Below are 16011 nucleotides of genomic sequence, written 5' to 3'. Positions count from 1 at the left end.
TTGTTGGCAGTTTTTGTCTGTAATTTTTTGAGGGAGGTTCAAGTGTTGTTGGCGTTATTGGATCATGCTGATCTTCAGAAGGCGCGAAAAGCACTCGTTGCTTCGTCTATGATGGTGATATTTCTGAACCACTTGACCATCACCAGTGGGCAGATAAGTTTTCTTGGTCTCTCAGTCGAATTGGATAGCCGTTTTGCTGTAGTGTTCGCGAAAATGTTGACGGCCTACTTCTTGCTTATGTATTGCGTTAGGTTGGTTGAGTTTAATTCAGATATTCGTTTGGGAAGAATTAAAGAGGCAATAGAGAAGATTGCTGAAAGAAGGGAAATTTCTACTTCGAATGAGGATGATCTGCGAAATATGAAAATAATGTTTCGGATTGAGGTCGAAGACGAATTCAAAGAAAGAAGTGTATCAATAGCCCGTACCAAAAGAATTGTTTGGTTTCTGTCAGAGGCTGGTATACCAAGCATCCTTGCATTGTTCTCTCTGATATATAGTCATTCTTTTGGAGAATACCTTATAGGTAAACTATAGTAGAGGAGTGGTAAAACACCCACTCAACAAATACCCCCCCGTCGGGGCCTCCCAATCGACCATCTCGCCAAGGCAATAGGTGCCCGGGCGTTTGATGAGCTGGAAATTCTCGTCGAGTTCTTCCCATGCCACACCGCCTGCGGTGCTGATGGCCTCGTCGATTGGGCGGGGCTTTTTGATTTTAAGGGGGAGGTTTTTGATCGCCGTTGCCAGTTTGGCCGGATCGTTTTGAATGTCGCGCGGGGTGACTTCGAAGATCAGGGCGGTTTTGGTGGCATCAAGGCCGAGTGTTTTGCGCAAATGATTGCCAAGCGAGTTTTTGCCGCGTGGTTTGGCAAGGCGGGTGGTGACGTCATCAAGTGTTCTGTCGGGGCAGAGGTCGAGCGTCAGGATGCCAACGCCGGTTTCAAGCCATTGATCGCGAAGCGTGGCGGATATGGCGTAAACCGCACTGCCTTCAATCCCGGTTTTGGAAATCACGAACTCGCCGCGCACGGTCTGGGTGCCGCAGGTCAGCGTCACGGCCTTCACGGGGGACCCCGCACATTTGTCGATCAGATGATCCGTCCAGTCGATGTCAAAGCCGCAATTGGCCGGTTTGAACGGGTTGCATTTGATCCCGGCATTCATCAGGATTTCCATCCATTTGCCGTCCGATCCCAACCGTTTCCAGCTTCCGCCACCAAGGGCGAGGATGGTGATATCGGCATCTGCCGTCACGTCGCCATCGGGCGTTTTGAAAACCGCCTGACCGGCATCTTTCCAGCCAGTCCAGTAATGGCGGTAATGGATCACGCAACCCAACCCATCAAGGCGTCGCAACCAGGCACGCAAAAGCGGGCTTGCCTTCATCGCGGTCGGAAAGACCCGGCCAGATGAGCCGACAAAGGTTTCAACACCAAGCCCCGCGCACCAGTCGCGGATTTGGGCGGGGCCGAATTTGCGCAAATGCGGTTCAAGGCGGGCGCGTGACGCACCATAGCGGGTCAGGAAAGTTTCAAGGTCTTCGCCATGGGTGATGTTAAGCCCCGATTTCCCGGCCATCAGGAATTTGCGCCCGGCACTTGGCATGCCTTCATAGATCGTGACCGCATAACCATCACCCGCCAGCCGTTCTGCCGCCATCAGGCCAGCCGGACCGGCACCGATCACCATGGCGGTTTTGCCATTCGGGGCTGGCTTTACGGGCGTGCTGGCTGTGGTCATGATCGGCCTTGTGATGCGATGTGGTTCTGTTGGGCGGTTTTAGCTTCTTTGGCGGGGATTGGCAATTTGTGCTGATGATCCTGTGGTGCTGGTGGTGAGAGGCCCGCGCCGTCGTACCGGTGAAAAGGGCGGGGCCAAACCCGATACGTCACGCCCGCACAGGCGGGCACCCATCGGGGCGAGTGCAAAACGCAAGGGTACGGGAGATTGGCAAGTATCGAGCATTCTCAACCGCATATGGGGACGGGGTCGCAGGGATTTCTCGCCTGTATCAGGTGATGATGAAATATCATTTCATGAATTGCGGGCTCTTGGGTGAATTCGACCCTTTTTGTCGCAGTTTGCGCCAAACATTGGCAATTTGTCGGCATTTCGGATAACAAAAAATCAGAAGAGGCAAACAAACCAAAAGACGACCAACAGGAGGAAACATGCGTTCTTACGATCTGGTGAAGGGGATCGGCGCGATTACCCGTCGTTCCATGCTGGCAACCGCACTTGGCGCCATTGCATTTGGCGCGGTGTCATTCGGGCAGGGGGCTGCGCAGGCGGCCGAGAAAATCAACATTGCGGCACTGACCTTTGTTTCAAGCTCGCCGTTGTTTATCGCCAAGGAAAAGGGCTATTTCGCGGACGAGGGGCTTGATGCGGAAATCACGTTCTTCCGCGCCGCACAGCCGGTTGCCGTTGCGATTGCATCGGGCGATGCCGATTTTGGCGTCACGGCCTTCACCGGCGGGTTCTTTAACCTGGCGGGCAAAGGCGCGCTTAAGGTAATCGGTGCACAGCTTCATGAAGATCCGGGCTATGACGGATCGGCGATCCTTGCATCCAATGCCGCCTATGAGGCCGGTTTGACGTCGGTTGACAAACTGGGCGGGCACAGCTTTGCCCTGTCGCAGGTTGGATCAAGCTTCCATTACATGATCGGCAATGTCGCGGAAAAGGCTGGCGTTGATATCGACAGTATGGAGCTGAAGCCGCTGCAATCGGTTCCGAACATGATCGGGGCGCTTAAAAGCGGGCAGGTCGACAGCATGATCATCGTACCGCACATTGCCAAGCCGCTGGCAAATGCCGGTGCGGTCCATATCATCGGCTGGGTGAAGGATTATGTGCCTTATCAGGTTGGAGGTCTTTTCACGTCGACCAAGAATGTCGAAGAACGCCGTGACGTGGTCGAGAAATTCGTGCGCGCCTATCAGAAAGGTGTGGCTGATTACCGTGCGGGCCTTCTGGCGACCGATGCGGATGGCAAGCTGATTGAAAGCGATACCACGAACGAGATCCTCGAAATCGTTCACAAATATGTCTATGCCGATGACACGGCAGAGAAGGCCTATCCGAAAATCCGCAATGGCGCGATGTTCATCACCGAGGAAGGCAAGCTTGATGTCGAAGACGTCAAGGCACAGGTCAAATGGTATCAGGAGCGCGGCTATGTTTCCGAAAGCGCCGATCCCGATACCTTCATCGATACCAGCTTCATCGCGCCGCTTGGCCAGTAAGCGGATGTGATTTCAAACCGGGCCGGAACTGTTGCGTTCGGCCCGGTTGTCTTTGGGATGCCTGTTTTCCCGAATTGCCACCACGAATGTTAATTATCCAAAGAGTTGGCCATGCGGCTTACCATCAAAAATGTCAGCCATCGCTATGATCAGGTCGAAGCATTGCGCGACATTGATCTGACGATTGAACCGGGCGAGGTCGTTGCCCTGATCGGGCCTTCGGGCTGCGGGAAATCGACGCTTTTGTCGATCATTGGCGGGATGCTCAAACCCAGTTCCGGTGACGTCCTGATTGATGATCAGGCCAAACCCGAAGGGTGCCTTAACCCGCTGACATATGTGTTTCAGGATTTTGCATTGCTGCCCTGGCGTACGGTTGCGGGCAATATCAGTCTGGTGCTTGAAGACCATCCATTGTCCAAAGCCGAACGGGATGCCCGGATCGAAGAAGTTCTGGCGCAAACCAATCTGTCGGATTTCCGCGATGCCTATCCCAAACAGCTGTCTGGTGGCATGAAGCAACGCGTCGGCATTGCCCGTGCCCTTGCGGTGCGCCCGGCGGTGCTGTTGATGGATGAACCGTTATCGGCCCTTGATGCGCAGACCCGCATTCTGTTGCTTGATGAATTTTCTGATCTATTTGCGCGCACCGGCATGACCGCGGTTTATGTCACCCACAATCTGAACGAGGCGGTGCGTCTGGCCCATCGGGTGGTGGCGCTGCGCCGCCGTCCGGGCACGATCAAGGAAATCCACAGCATCGATATCCCGATCAGCGACCGGGCTGAGGGCATGGCCGAACTTGTTGCCCATGAACAGGCGCTTTGGAACCTGATCCGGGATGAGGCGATTGCCGCGGACAAGGAGCTTGAAAATGTCGCATGAGGTCGCAAACAGCACTTCTGATGGCGCGGATAACAAGGTCCGTTTTCGCGCCACCGGCTTTAATCCCAAGGCCAACCCGGTTGCCGCATGGGCAAGCTTTGTGGTGGTGATTGCCCTTTGGCAATTGGGATCAAGCACCGGGTTTATTTCCGAACTGGCAATGCCAAGCCCGGTCGCGGTGGCCCAGGCACTTTGGCAATTGATTGTGTCAGGTGATCTTTGGCGCCATCTGGCGGCATCGCTTCAGCGCCTTGTTGGCGGCTGGGTGATGGGGACGGTTGCGGGCCTGATCGTCGGGTTTATGGTCGGCATGTTTACCTGGGCGCGTTCGCCCGGTGTGGCATTGGTATCCGCCCTGTTCCCGATCCCGAAAATCGCGCTTTTGCCGCTGTTTATCATCTGGTTTGGCATTGGCGAGCCGTCAAAATTTGCCACCATTGCCTTTGGCGTGTTTTTCCCGACCGTGATCAACACCTTTGGCGGGGTCGATAACGTCCAGCGAAATCTGATCCGCATGGGGCAAAGCTTTGACATGCCGATGTGGTCGGTGATCCGCAAGATCATCCTGCCCGGTGCATTGCCAACCATCCTGTCGGGGTTTCGTATTTCCTCCTCGATCGCGATTATCCTTCTGATCGCAGCCGAGATGATTGGGGCACAATACGGGATTGGTGCACTTATTCTTGCGGCAGGCAACCTGTACCAAACCGATCAGCTGATTGCCGGTGTGGTGGTTTTGTCGCTGCTGGGATTGTGCGTATCCTGGCTGCTGGGGCGGCTGGATCGCTGGTTGCTTGGCTGGCGCTAGGTCCTTCACAAAACACAGAAAAGCCGGACAATTGTAACGATTGTCCGGCTTTTTTTATCTGTGATCGGCCCGGAACCTGGCCGGCGGCATGCCGGCCTTTTTGGCAAAGAAACGCGAAAAATATCCGGCATCGCGAAAGCCGAGTTCACCGGCGATTTGTTGAACCGCGATGTCGGTATAGATCAGGGTGCGCTTGGCCTCCAGCATCAGGCGGTTTTGCAACACCTCGCTTGCGGTCATGCCATAGATATCCTTGGCAATGCGGTTGAGCTGGGTGGTGGTGACGCCGATTTCGCGGGCATAGAATTCAAGCGGTTTGTGATGTTTGTAAAACCGTTCGACCAGCATCTGGAATTTGCGAAATTTCGCGGTTTTCTGTTCCTGACGCGACAGATGGGCCGGATCACCTTGTGGCGCGATCCGCCCGACATCAAGCAACAGCAATCCCAGAATATGACGAAGCGCAAACAGACGCCCGGTATTGTGGCTGTAATATTCGCGCGCCAACTGTGAAATCAGGAAATCAACCGGCCCGGATGGCTGGTTCTGATCGGGGTCAAGATTGGTATCAACACAGATCGCCTGATCAAGCCGGGCGAGCAGTTTGGGGGCCGGGGCCAGAATTTCCTGAAGATGATGATCGGTCAGGGAAATGACCCAGCCATCAATATCATCACTGAATTTGAAACCATGCACCGTGCCCGGCGGGACAGTAATCAGCTGCCCGGCCTGCATGGTCAGGTTCTGGTCATCAAAGCTGATTTCGGCTGTGCCCCGGGTGATGTAAAGCAACTGAAACAGATTGGTGTGACGGTGCGGCTTGATGTGTAAATCATGCAGGCGCGACCGTTCCGGGATGCTTTCAAGATGAAAGAATTCCGGTTCGGTGATCGGTTGCTGTTCGCTGGTTTCCGCGCCATCGGGAAAATCATCGGCGAAACCATCGGACACATCCCGGTCAAACGCGTCGATTGGCGATTGCGCGCGATGGGCGTCGCGTTCGCCATACAGTTTGTAAATCGGAATGCTGTTGCGCATGGGGATCCTGATGGAGTTCCAGACGATGGTGATCGGGCTTGAATGAAGTCTATCCGGTTTCAGACAGGACCAAAAGGGACCAAAAATGCCCAAAAGAAAAGCCCGCCACAGGGGTGTGGCGGGCTTTTATGATCAGTAATGTTTCGGCTATCCGCCCAGTATCGATGGGACGAACAATGTCAGGACCGGCACAAAGATCAAAAGCAGAATACGAATGATCTCGGCCCCGAAGAACGGCATCACCCCGCGGAAGGTCTGGCTCATGGGGACACCCTTGGCCAGCGCGTTGATGATAAAGACGTTCAGTCCGACCGGCGGGGTTATCAACCCCAGCTCCACGACAATGAGTGCAAGGATACCGAACCAGATTTTAAGGTCCTCGGTCCCCATGCCATAGGCCGCGGTCGCCGCCGTTGCCCAGTCGCCACCATTGATATCAACAAGGGCAGGCCAGAAGAACGGGATCACAACCACAATCATGGAAAGACTTTCCATGAAGCAGCCAAGCAGGATCAGCGCCATCAGCATCAGAACCATGATCAGCCACGGGTCAAGGCCACTGGTTGCGGCTGCTTCTGCCATATAGGCCGGAAGGTTGGCACGGCTGAAAAAGCCCTTGAGGATTTCCGCACCCAGCAGGATGAAGAAAATCATCGAAGATGTGATCGCCGTATCCTTAAGCGATTGGCGCAGGCCTTCCCATGACAGGCCGCCTTTGCCGCGCCAGCGCATATAGGCGCCGTAAACCAGGATCGCGAACACACCCACACCGGCGGCCGGGGTCGGCGTGAACAGACCGGCACCAAGACCCAGAATGATGGATCCGAAAATCACCATGACCGGGATCAGACGCAGCAACGCTTCCTTGCGTTCGGCGGGCGGCATCGGTTCGGGTTTCGGGGCCAGCGACGGGTTCAGACGGACCTGAATGGCGATTACGGCCATAAAGAACACAACGGCAATCAAACCCGGAATGATCGCGGCCTGGAACATCTGAATGATCGATGCTTCGACCGTGACCGCATAAATCACCAATGCGACCGATGGCGGGATCAGAATGCCAAGCGTGCCGCCAGCCGCCAGCGTGCCGGTTGCCAGACGCGGTGAATATTTCAGACGATCAAGTTCCGGAAGGGCAACCTTGCCCATGGTCGATGCGGTGGCAAGCGATGATCCGCATACCGCACCAAAACCGGCACAGGCCCCGATGGCTGCCATGGCAACACCACCACGGAACCGGCCCAGAATGGCATTCACCCCCTGGAACAGATCGCGTGACAGATTGGCCTGACTTGCCAGATATCCCATCAGAACAAACAGCGGAACGACCGACAATTCATAGTTCGACACAATCCCGTACAGCAGCGATTTGAACTGCTGAAGATAGGGGTCGAAACGCAGGAACGGGAAAAACAGGCTCAGCACATAGTTGCCGCCAATGCCAACGCCAACCATGGCAAGGCCGACGGGAACACGCAAAGCCAGAACGAAAAAGAGAACAGCAAGGCCACCAAGGCCGATCAATTCGCGCTCAGACATCGGCCTCTCTTTCGAAAATCTGACTTCCGGCAATGGCCGCCCACAGGAACATCGAAACGATGCCCGGGACATAGAACGGCCAGATGGTCCAGCCGAGAATTGCCGAAAGGGTATTGTCGCCACGAACCTCGATCAGGCCATTGACCATCATATAACCAAGGAACAGCGCCAGTCCGGTCATGAGAATGCTTGAAACCACGTCAATTACGCGGGCAAACCCGTCCGGGAACATTTTGATGAACACATCAACGGCAACGTGACCGCGATGTGCCTGGCAGTAGGGGAAGAACATCAGGGCAGCCGAGCTGACAATCATGCTGACGAAATCTTCATAGCCGATAATGGCCGGAAAGTTCGCGTCAAACAGCCGGGCGATCTTGTCCAGACCAAAGGCGGTAACGTTGACAATCGTTACAACGGCAATCAGCAGGGCAAGCAGGCCACCGATAACGGCGAACCATGATGCAGCCTTGTAGAGCACGTTTTTCATATGTCTTACAATCTAGAGGGCAATCTAGCGGGAAAAACAGGGTCACGCATCGGTATGATACGTGACCCCACAAGATTTTCCAGTAACTTGATATCGTTACTTGGTATGGGCCAGAACGGCTGCTTTTGCGTCTTCGACGAGTTTCGCGCCGTCGATGCCGTTGGATTTGGATTCTTCGATCCAGCGATCAACGACCGAGGCAGCGGCATCATCGAAGGTCGCTTTTTCAGCGGCAGTCAGTTTGACAACCTGACCCTTGCCTTCGTTGATCATTTTCTTGCCGACTTCTTCAACATTGTTGAAGACATCGCCAATTTCGGCTGCGAAGTCGCGGCCGGAGTTGCGATCGATGATTTCCTTGAGATCATCCGGAAGGCTTTCGTAACGATCCTTGTTCATTGCAAACAGGAAGGTCGAGGTGCCAAAGCGCGAATTCACGCCTTCGCCTTCAACAGAATAGGAAATCAGTTCAGCCAGTTTCAGCGGCGGAACAACTTCGAACGGAACCAGACCGCCATCGACCACGCCAAGCGACAGTGCCTGCGGCAGGGCCGGGACCGGCATGCCAACCGGCTCTGCGCCCCAGGATTCAATAACCCAGGAACCGGTACGGGTCGGGGTACGCAGTTTCAGACCTTTGACGTCATCAACCGTGCGGACTTCCTTTTCCGTCAGATGGATGGCCTGACCGGCATGGACGTGAACCGCCAGCGGGTGGATGTCTTTAAGGTCTTCGGCGAATTCGTCCTTGAGATCCCACATCGCAAGGTTGGTTGCGCGCGCGTCACCAAGATGCACGCCCGGCAGTTCGAAAACTTCGATGCGCGGGAATACGCCCGGGGTGTAACCCGGAAGGGTCCAGACGATGTCTGCAACGCCGTCACGAACCTGACGGTACAATTCCGGCGGGTTGCCGCCAAGCGACATGGACGGGAAGATTTCAAACTTGATACGGCCGTTTGATTCTTCTTCGATTTTCTTTGCCCACGGCTCAATCATTTTGGACTGTGCCGGTGCCTTCGGACCAAGGAAATGGTGGATCGTAAGCGTGACTTCCTGTGCGTGTGCGCCGAACGACACCATGGTCGCAACAGCTGCACCCGCAAGCAATTTGGTGATGTGTTTCATTCTTCCTCCTTTGAACGTCTTGTCGCGGTCATGACGCCGACAAACGTTTCAGCCATGATGCGCATCTAGCGTGCGAAGTTTTCCAAGATACTTGGTTGTTGTTTTTATTATTATTTTTGGAATGGCCTGCGTTTGGTGCAATTCTGCCATACCGAATTGGAACCAATCTAATGGGCACGTGATGGTTATGTATAATGATATGTCCGCACATTTGCATAACCAAACGATTATGTATTAAGGCCTGAATGGGTTGCGTGATGCAGTGCCGCTTCTTCGCGCACAGCATTGATCAGCATCTCGACAGGCGGTGAAATCGGCGAGTCAATCCGGGTCGTCAACCCGACGGGTCCAAAAGTGTCACTGGTATCTATCGGTAATTCAACAAGATGGCCCTCGGCGATGTCAGATGCAACAGCCCCGTTCGAGATGATCCAGATCGCATCGGTTTCGCGCGTAAAGGCGCGCCCGAACGATGTTGAAACCGTTTCGATCCGGTCGGGAAGGGCACCGATGCCATGGGCAATCAGCATTTTGTCGACCGTCGGATGAATGATCGCATGTTTGGGCGGCACCAGAACGGTGAATTCGCGGATACGCGTAATGTCGGGATTTTCATCGGTCAGCAACGGATGCCCCGGACGCGCCACCAGCGAAATATGTTCCGAATATAAATGTATGAATGACAGGCCCGACATCTGATCGGGTTCGGCCAGTCGTCCAACCACAAGATCAAGTTCACCAACGCGCAATTGTCCCATCAGCATCACGTTCGGCCCGGCAACCACCTTGACCGTTGTGTCGGGACTAAGGGATTTGAACCGGCGGATGGCATTGGGCATGACGCTGGCGGCAACGGTCGGCAATACACCAAGATTGATCGAAAGACCGCCCTGCATGCGGACCTGGCTGATGCTGTCGACACCCTGGCGAAGGGCGGTGACGCTGGCCCCAGCATATCGCAGGAAAACCTTGCCGAAATCGGTCAGGGTCACGCCGCGTTTGGACCGGTCAAACAGCCGCGCATCAAGATGTTCTTCAAGTTCGCGGATGGTCTTGGAAACGGCGGGCTGGGTGATGGACAGGGTGTCGGCGGCCTTGACAACGCTGCGCTGACGCGCGACTTCCAGAAAACAGGTCAGATGACGGAATTTAATGCGTTGATCAAGCATGTGTGCCTACGTCGCGTCGTTGTAGAATAAAGTAATCAGAACACAATGCATAATTATATAGTTATGCAAAATACGCAATTCCTCATTTTACATAACCAAAACCATCTGCGAAATTGTGCGCAAATAAGCAGGGTGGAAACGACATGAGTCTACAAGTCGCCCCGATCAACGGGACACATATCCATTACAGCCAGTCCGGGCCGAAAGACGCGCCTGTGCTGGTGTTTTCGAACTCGCTTGGTACCGATCTGCGCATCTGGGATGATGTTGTTGCGGCATTGTCTGACCGTTTCAATATTGTGACCTATGACAAGCGCGGTCATGGATTGTCAGGCATCGGTGATGCGCCATATGACATTGCGCTGCATGCCAATGACCTGATCGGGCTGCTTGATCATCTTGGCCTTGGCAAGGTGATCATTTGCGGTCTTTCGGTTGGCGGACTGATTGCCCAGAAAGTCACGCAAGTGCAGCCCGAACGCGTTCGCGGCCTGATCCTTTGTGATACCGCCCCCAAGCTTGGTGATTATAACGGCTGGAATACCCGGATCGAAGCCATCAAGGCTGACGGGATTGATGTTCTGGGCGATGCGATCATGGAACGCTGGTTGTCGCCGACGTTCCGCAAGGACCGTCCGCTTGAAACCGCGATGTATCGCGACATGCTCGTGCGCACGACAGAGGCCGGCTATATCGGCACCTGTGTGGCGCTGCGCGACGGTGATCTGCGCGAAGCCGCGGGCAAGATTGCGGTTCCGACCTTATGTATCTGTGGATCGGATGACCTGGCGACACCGCCCGATGTGGTGCGCGAAATGGCGACCATGATCCCGAATGCCGAATTTGAATTGATTGACGGGGTCGGGCATTTGCCCTGCATCGAAACCCCGGAATTGCTGACCCGGTTGATCGACCGATTTACCAAGGAGAAGAACCTTGTCTGAGAGCCGGTATGACATTGGCATGAAAACCCGCCGTTCCGTTCTGGGCGATGCGCATGTGGATCGTGCGTCAAAAAACATCACCGAAATTGATGAAGGTTTTCAGCGCTATATCACTGAAAATGTCTGGAATGGTGTCTGGACCAGCGACACATTCACCAAACGCGAACGGTCCATCGTTACCATCGCCCTTCTTGCGGGGCTTGGTCACGAAGAAGAACTCGCCATGCATATCCGGGCGACCCTGAATACCGGGGCGACACGCGATGATATCCGTGAAACCCTGATGCATGTTGCGGTCTATGCCGGCGTTCCCGCCGCCAATACGGCATTCCGCATCGCCAAACAAGCCTATGCCGAGATCGACGCGGCATCCAAGGGAGAGTAAGTTAAATGTCCGTTTTCAAACCGCGTGACTGGGGATCCCACGCCCCGTTCATTGCTCCGGGCTACAAGTCCACCATTCTGCGTGGCCCGTCGCGCCCGCCGCTGGCGATCAAGTCCGGCCTGACCGAAGGCACCGGACCGCGTTTTGCCCCGGCCAGTGTGCGTGCACTTGATTTTGATCTGACCAAAAACGGGATCACCAACGGCGAACCGCTTGGCGAACGCATTGTGGTGCATGGCCGTGTCATGGATACCGATGGTCGCCCGCAGCCGAACATTCTTGTCGAAATCTGGCAGGCGAACGCGGCAGGACGTTACGTGCACAAGGTTGATCAGCACGAAGCGCCGCTTGATCCGAACTTCCGCGGTTCGGGACGCTGCATGACCGATGAAAACGGAAATTACAAATTCTATACCATCAAGCCGGGCGCCTATCCGTGGGGCAACCATTTCAATGCCTGGCGTCCGAACCATATTCACCTGTCGCTGTTTGGTCCGGGCTTTGCCACCCGTCTGGTGACCCAGATGTATTTCCCGGGTGATCCGCTGCTTGAACTTGATCCGATTTTCCTGGGCACCGAAGACCCGGTCGCACGCGAACGTCTGATTGCCAAATTCTCGATCGACAAGACCGAGGAAAGCTTTGCGCTGGGTTATCAGTTTGACATTGTCCTGCGCGGACGCAACGGCACCCCGATGGAGAATTAAATCATGGCATATGGTGAAACCCCTTCACAGACGGTTGGTCCGTATTTCGCCTATGGCCTGACAGCAGGTCAGTATGGCTATGATTTTACCGATATCGCCGACCCGGTTGTTGCCGGTCCGGATGCCAAAGGTGAACATATCCGCATCACCGGCACTGTGTTCGATGCCGAAGGCAACCCGGTCAATGACGCGATGATCGAAATCTGGCAGGCCGATGCCGACGGCGTTTACAGCGAAAAGCCGGTCGATGTTGCTGATGCCGGTTTCCGTGGTCTTGGCCGGTGCGGCACGGGTACGGATGCCAAAAACCGTTTCTGGTTTGATACGGTCAAGCCGGGCGTCGTTGCCGATGCCCAGGCCCCGTTTGTCAATGTGATCGTGTTTATGCGCGGCATGCTTGTTCACGCCTTTACCCGTTTTTACTTCGACGACGAAGCTGAACTGAATGCCAGGGACACCGTCCTGCAATCGGTTCCGGCAGATCGTCGCGACACCTTGATCGCCAAGCGTGTCGAAACCCCAAGCGGGATCGAATACCGGATCGACATCCACATGCAGGGGGACGCGGAAACCGTGTTCTTCGACGTGTAGGCCGATCTGGTCCGATGGCTGCGTCCGCTGCTTTGGGGAAAGCCGGCGGTCGCAGCCATCGATCCGATTTCCCGCATGATGCGGGGCAGTTGCCCCGAATTTGTTTTGTTCTGTTTTGGTTTGATACCACAGGAGTTTTACCGTGGTTGCACGTTTCATGTCGCTTAAAGAGGCTGTCGCGTCCTGCGTTAAGGATGGCGACACCATTTCGATGGAAGGCTTCACCCATCTTATCCCGCATGCTGCCGGGCACGAGATCATCCGTCAGGGGATCAAGGATCTGACCCTGATCCGCATGACGCCCGATATGATCTATGATCAGCTGATCGGTGCCGGCTGTGCCAAAAAACTGATCTTCTCCTGGGGCGGTAACCCGGGTGTTGGTTCGCTGCATCGTTTGCGCGAAGCGGTTCAGGAAAGCTGGCCGCACAAGCTTGAGATCGAAGAACATTCCCACGCGGCGATGGCCAATGCCTATGACGCCGGTGCGGCCGGTCTGCCCTGTGCGGTGTTCAAGGGATATCGTGGTGCGGAACTGCCGCGCGTGAACCCGAACATCAAGTTCATCAAATGCCCGTTCACCGGCGAAAGCCTGGCTGCGGTTCCGTCGATCCGCCCGGATGTGACGGTTGTTCACGCCCAGAAAGCCAACAAAAAGGGCGATGTCCTGTTTGAAGGCATCGTTGGTGTTCAGAAAGAAGCGGTTCTGGCCGCCAAGAAATCCATCGTGACGGTCGAAGAGATCGTTGATGATTTCGGCGATATCTCGTCAAACGCTGTGATGCTGCCGAACTGGGCAGTTACCGCGATTGTTGAAATCCCGGGTGGGGCGCATCCGTCCTACGCACAGGGGTACTACAAGCGCGACAACGCGTTTTACAAGGCATGGGATCCGATTGCCCGCGATCGGGAGGCCTTCCTGGCCTGGATCGAAGAACATGTCATGAATGGCGGTCCCGAAGATTTCGCGGCCAAGCGTGAAGCAAACAAAGGCTAAGCGGAGAAAAGATCATGGTTGAATATACCCCGACTGAAATGATGACGGTATCCGCCGCACGCGCGCTTAAAAACGACGATGTGTGCTTTGTTGGTATCGGTATGCCGTCTGCGGCCTGTAACCTGGCCCGTCTGACCCATGCACCTGACATCACCCTGATTTATGAAAGTGGCACGATTGGCACCAAGCCGGACGTTCTGCCGCTGTCGATCGGTGATGGCGAACTGTGCGAAACCGCTGTGAACACGGTTCCGGTGCCCGAAATGTTCCGCTACTGGCTTCAGGGCGGCAAGATTTCGGTTGGTTTCCTTGGTGCAGCCCAGCTTGATAAATATGGCAACATCAACACCACCGTGATTGGTGATTACGACAATCCCAAAGTCCGTCTTCCGGGCGGTGGCGGTGCGCCGGAAATCGCAACCAGCTGTGGCGAAGTTTTCCTGGTGATGAAACAAAGCAAGCGTGGCTTTGTTGAAAAGATCGATTTCGTGACGTCGCTTGGTCATGGCAAGGGCGGTGATGACCGCGCGTCCTATGGTGTGGATACCAAAGGCCCGTCGCGTCTGATTACCGATCTTTGCATCATGGAACCGCATCCGGTCGGCAAACAGTTCATCGTGACGTCGATCCATCCGGGCGTAACCCGCGAAGAAATCATCGAAAATACCGGTTGGGATGTTGAGTTTGCCGACGAAGTCGCCGAAACTGCGATCCCGTCCGAGAAAGAATTGCAGGTTCTTCGTGAACTGCATGCTCGTACCGCCAAGGCCCATGCGGGTCAGCAGTAAGAGTAATAACAAGGATCTTAGAAATGGCTGACGCATATATTTGCGATTACATCCGTACCCCGATTGGCCGCTTTGGTGGCAGCCTGTCACAGGTACGTGCCGACGATCTTGGCGCGGTGCCGCTCAAGGCACTGGTTGAACGCAATCCCGATCTTGATTTTGGTGCTGTTGACGATGTGGTCTTTGGCTGTGCCAACCAGGCAGGTGAAGACAACCGCAACGTTGCACGCATGTCATCGCTTCTGGCCGGATTGCCCGAAACCGTGACCGGAACCACGGTCAACCGTCTGTGCGGTTCGGGCATGGATGCGATCATCATTGCCGCACGCGCGATCAAGGCGGGCGAAGCCGACCTGATGATTGCCGGTGGCGTTGAAAGCATGTCACGCGCACCGTTCGTTATGCCCAAGGCAACGTCGGCGTTTTCGCGCAATGCGGAAATCTATGACACCACCATTGGCTGGCGGTTCGTCAATCCGGTGATGAAAAAGCAGTACGGTGTGGATTCCATGCCCGAAACCGGTGAAAACGTTGCCGAAGATTTCAACATTTCGCGCGGGGATCAGGATGCCTTTGCCGTGCGCTCACAGGAAAAGGCCGTCGCTGCCCAGCAGAACGGGACCCTTGCCCAGGAAATCACCCCGGTGACCATTCCCCAGCGCAAAGGCGATCCGGTTGTGGTGGATACCGATGAACATCCGCGTGCGGGTACCACGGTTGAAACCCTTGCCAAATTGCCGACCCCGTTCCGCGAAGGCGGTTCGGTAACGGCGGGTAACGCATCGGGCGTCAATGACGGGGCGGCTGCCCTGATCGTGGCATCCGAAGCCGCGGTCAAGAAATATGGCCTGAAACCGATTGCCAAGGTTGTCGGCGGTGCGACGGCGGGTGTTGCCCCTCGTATCATGGGCTTTGGCCCGGCACCGGCATCGAAAAAGCTTCTGGCACGTCTGGGCTGGACCACTGATCAGCTTGATGTCATCGAACTGAACGAAGCATTCGCATCCCAGGGTCTTGCGACCCTTCGTGATCTTGGCATTGCCGATGATGACGCGCGTGTGAACCCGAATGGTGGGGCGATTGCCCTTGGTCATCCGTTGGGCATGTCGGGTGCACGTATTGCCGGTACGGCGGCCCTTCAGCTGAAACGCACGGGTGGCAAATACGCACTGGCGACCATGTGCATTGGTGTCGGTCAGGGGATTGCGATTGCGCTTGAAGCAGTCTGATCCCGGGAATGATTTGCCAATGAGTTGAAAGACGCCCCTGTGCGCTCAGATGTTTCTGAACG

At 55.2% G+C, this 16011-nt stretch carries 17 protein-coding genes; 11 read left to right on the top strand and 6 right to left on the bottom strand.

Going from position 1 to position 16011, the window contains the following annotated elements; translation table 11 throughout:
- Positions 1-3 precede the first annotated feature (3 nt).
- Entirely contained in the window at positions 4-537 is a 534-nt protein-coding gene (locus tag M9H61_RS05530) for a hypothetical protein (protein WP_250283829.1), read from the top strand.
- Here the strand turns inward: M9H61_RS05530 and M9H61_RS05525 are convergent.
- On the bottom strand, positions 532-1743 hold the full coding sequence (locus M9H61_RS05525; RefSeq protein WP_250283827.1) for a TIGR03862 family flavoprotein: 1212 nt from the start codon (positions 1741-1743) through the stop codon (positions 532-534). The genes M9H61_RS05530 and M9H61_RS05525 overlap by 6 nt on opposite strands.
- A 431-nt stretch (positions 1744-2174) precedes the next feature.
- Here M9H61_RS05525 and M9H61_RS05520 point away from each other — a divergent pair, with 431 nt between their 5' ends.
- The 3 genes from M9H61_RS05520 to M9H61_RS05510 all read left to right on the top strand — a co-directional run bounded on the left by M9H61_RS05520 (position 2175) and on the right by M9H61_RS05510 (position 4944).
- On the top strand, positions 2175-3251 hold the full coding sequence (locus tag M9H61_RS05520; protein ID WP_250283824.1) for an ABC transporter substrate-binding protein: 1077 nt from the start codon (positions 2175-2177) through the stop codon (positions 3249-3251).
- Between the two features lie 111 nt (positions 3252-3362).
- Positions 3363-4136 carry an ABC transporter ATP-binding protein gene (locus M9H61_RS05515; protein ID WP_228195639.1) on the top strand — a complete coding sequence of 258 codons (774 nt, stop codon included), beginning with the start codon at positions 3363-3365 and terminating at the stop codon, positions 4134-4136.
- Positions 4126-4944, top strand: a complete 819-nt coding sequence (locus M9H61_RS05510; RefSeq protein WP_212733778.1) for an ABC transporter permease — start codon at positions 4126-4128, stop codon at positions 4942-4944. The genes M9H61_RS05515 and M9H61_RS05510 overlap by 11 nt, the downstream gene beginning before the upstream one ends.
- Before the next feature lie 54 nt (positions 4945-4998).
- On the opposite strand, the gene M9H61_RS05505 is transcribed toward M9H61_RS05510, so the two are convergent.
- The 5 genes from M9H61_RS05505 to pcaQ form a co-directional block, all read right to left on the bottom strand.
- The gene (locus M9H61_RS05505) at positions 4999-5982 is read right to left on the bottom strand and encodes a helix-turn-helix domain-containing protein (RefSeq protein ID WP_228195637.1); all 984 of its coding nucleotides are present in this window, start codon (positions 5980-5982) and stop codon (positions 4999-5001) included.
- Positions 5983-6129: 147 nt separating this feature from the next.
- Positions 6130-7521 (bottom strand): TRAP transporter large permease, encoded by a 1392-nt coding sequence (locus M9H61_RS05500; RefSeq protein ID WP_250283823.1) that lies wholly within the window; start codon positions 7519-7521, stop codon positions 6130-6132.
- Positions 7514-8011 carry a TRAP transporter small permease gene (locus M9H61_RS05495; RefSeq protein WP_250283821.1) on the bottom strand — a complete coding sequence of 166 codons (498 nt, stop codon included), beginning with the start codon at positions 8009-8011 and terminating at the stop codon, positions 7514-7516. Before M9H61_RS05495 ends, M9H61_RS05500 begins: the two co-directional genes overlap by 8 nt.
- A 96-nt stretch (positions 8012-8107) precedes the next feature.
- Positions 8108-9139, bottom strand: a complete 1032-nt coding sequence (locus M9H61_RS05490) for a TRAP transporter substrate-binding protein (protein WP_068517361.1) — start codon at positions 9137-9139, stop codon at positions 8108-8110.
- A 227-nt stretch (positions 9140-9366) separates the two neighbouring features.
- On the bottom strand, positions 9367-10308 hold the full coding sequence (gene pcaQ / locus M9H61_RS05485) for a pca operon transcription factor PcaQ (RefSeq protein WP_068517362.1): 942 nt from the start codon (positions 10306-10308) through the stop codon (positions 9367-9369).
- 143 nt (positions 10309-10451) lie between these two features.
- Here pcaQ and pcaD point away from each other — a divergent pair, with 143 nt between their 5' ends.
- The 7 genes from pcaD to pcaF all read left to right on the top strand — a co-directional run bounded on the left by pcaD (position 10452) and on the right by pcaF (position 15949).
- Complete coding sequence (pcaD, locus tag M9H61_RS05480) at positions 10452-11252, top strand: 3-oxoadipate enol-lactonase (RefSeq protein WP_250283819.1); 801 nt, start codon at positions 10452-10454, stop codon at positions 11250-11252.
- A complete protein-coding gene (gene pcaC / locus M9H61_RS05475) occupies positions 11245-11637 on the top strand; it encodes a 4-carboxymuconolactone decarboxylase (protein WP_101246371.1) in 393 nt (130 codons plus the stop codon). Before pcaD ends, pcaC begins: the two co-directional genes overlap by 8 nt.
- A 5-nt stretch (positions 11638-11642) precedes the next feature.
- Positions 11643-12344, top strand: a complete 702-nt coding sequence (pcaH, locus tag M9H61_RS05470; protein WP_068517365.1) for a protocatechuate 3,4-dioxygenase subunit beta — start codon at positions 11643-11645, stop codon at positions 12342-12344.
- Positions 12345-12347: 3 nt separating this feature from the next.
- Complete coding sequence (gene pcaG / locus M9H61_RS05465) at positions 12348-12935, top strand: protocatechuate 3,4-dioxygenase subunit alpha (protein ID WP_206927720.1); 588 nt, start codon at positions 12348-12350, stop codon at positions 12933-12935.
- 142 nt (positions 12936-13077) lie between these two features.
- Complete coding sequence (locus M9H61_RS05460; protein ID WP_068517367.1) at positions 13078-13932, top strand: CoA transferase subunit A; 855 nt, start codon at positions 13078-13080, stop codon at positions 13930-13932.
- 14 nt (positions 13933-13946) lie between these two features.
- On the top strand, positions 13947-14720 hold the full coding sequence (locus M9H61_RS05455; protein ID WP_068517368.1) for a CoA-transferase subunit beta: 774 nt from the start codon (positions 13947-13949) through the stop codon (positions 14718-14720).
- Between the two features lie 23 nt (positions 14721-14743).
- Positions 14744-15949 carry a 3-oxoadipyl-CoA thiolase gene (pcaF, locus tag M9H61_RS05450; RefSeq protein WP_250283817.1) on the top strand — a complete coding sequence of 402 codons (1206 nt, stop codon included), beginning with the start codon at positions 14744-14746 and terminating at the stop codon, positions 15947-15949.
- Positions 15950-16011: the final 62 nt, after the last annotated feature.

The organism is Thalassospira sp. GO-4 (assembly GCF_023588965.1).
Lineage (GTDB): Bacteria > Pseudomonadota > Alphaproteobacteria > Rhodospirillales > Thalassospiraceae > Thalassospira > Thalassospira povalilytica.
Note: the sequence above shows the minus strand (reverse complement) of the source record. Positions and strands in the feature narration are given on the sequence as shown.

What these genes read in the sequence shown, in the direction of transcription:
- M9H61_RS05525 (WP_250283827.1), bottom strand. Translation starts at nt 1,743, where the DNA reads ATGACCACAGCCAGCACGCCCGTAAAGCCAGCCCCGAATGGCAAAACC.
- M9H61_RS05520 (WP_250283824.1), top strand. Translation starts at nt 2,175, where the DNA reads ATGCGTTCTTACGATCTGGTGAAGGGGATCGGCGCGATTACCCGTCGT.
- M9H61_RS05515 (WP_228195639.1), top strand. Translation starts at nt 3,363, where the DNA reads ATGCGGCTTACCATCAAAAATGTCAGCCATCGCTATGATCAGGTCGAA.
- M9H61_RS05510 (WP_212733778.1), top strand. Translation starts at nt 4,126, where the DNA reads ATGTCGCATGAGGTCGCAAACAGCACTTCTGATGGCGCGGATAACAAG.
- M9H61_RS05505 (WP_228195637.1), bottom strand. Translation starts at nt 5,982, where the DNA reads ATGCGCAACAGCATTCCGATTTACAAACTGTATGGCGAACGCGACGCC.
- M9H61_RS05500 (WP_250283823.1), bottom strand. Translation starts at nt 7,521, where the DNA reads ATGTCTGAGCGCGAATTGATCGGCCTTGGTGGCCTTGCTGTTCTCTTT.
- M9H61_RS05495 (WP_250283821.1), bottom strand. Translation starts at nt 8,011, where the DNA reads ATGAAAAACGTGCTCTACAAGGCTGCATCATGGTTCGCCGTTATCGGT.
- M9H61_RS05490 (WP_068517361.1), bottom strand. Translation starts at nt 9,139, where the DNA reads ATGAAACACATCACCAAATTGCTTGCGGGTGCAGCTGTTGCGACCATG.
- pcaQ (WP_068517362.1), bottom strand. Translation starts at nt 10,308, where the DNA reads ATGCTTGATCAACGCATTAAATTCCGTCATCTGACCTGTTTTCTGGAA.
- pcaD (WP_250283819.1), top strand. Translation starts at nt 10,452, where the DNA reads ATGAGTCTACAAGTCGCCCCGATCAACGGGACACATATCCATTACAGC.
- pcaH (WP_068517365.1), top strand. Translation starts at nt 11,643, where the DNA reads ATGTCCGTTTTCAAACCGCGTGACTGGGGATCCCACGCCCCGTTCATT.
- pcaG (WP_206927720.1), top strand. Translation starts at nt 12,348, where the DNA reads ATGGCATATGGTGAAACCCCTTCACAGACGGTTGGTCCGTATTTCGCC.
- M9H61_RS05455 (WP_068517368.1), top strand. Translation starts at nt 13,947, where the DNA reads ATGGTTGAATATACCCCGACTGAAATGATGACGGTATCCGCCGCACGC.
- pcaF (WP_250283817.1), top strand. Translation starts at nt 14,744, where the DNA reads ATGGCTGACGCATATATTTGCGATTACATCCGTACCCCGATTGGCCGC.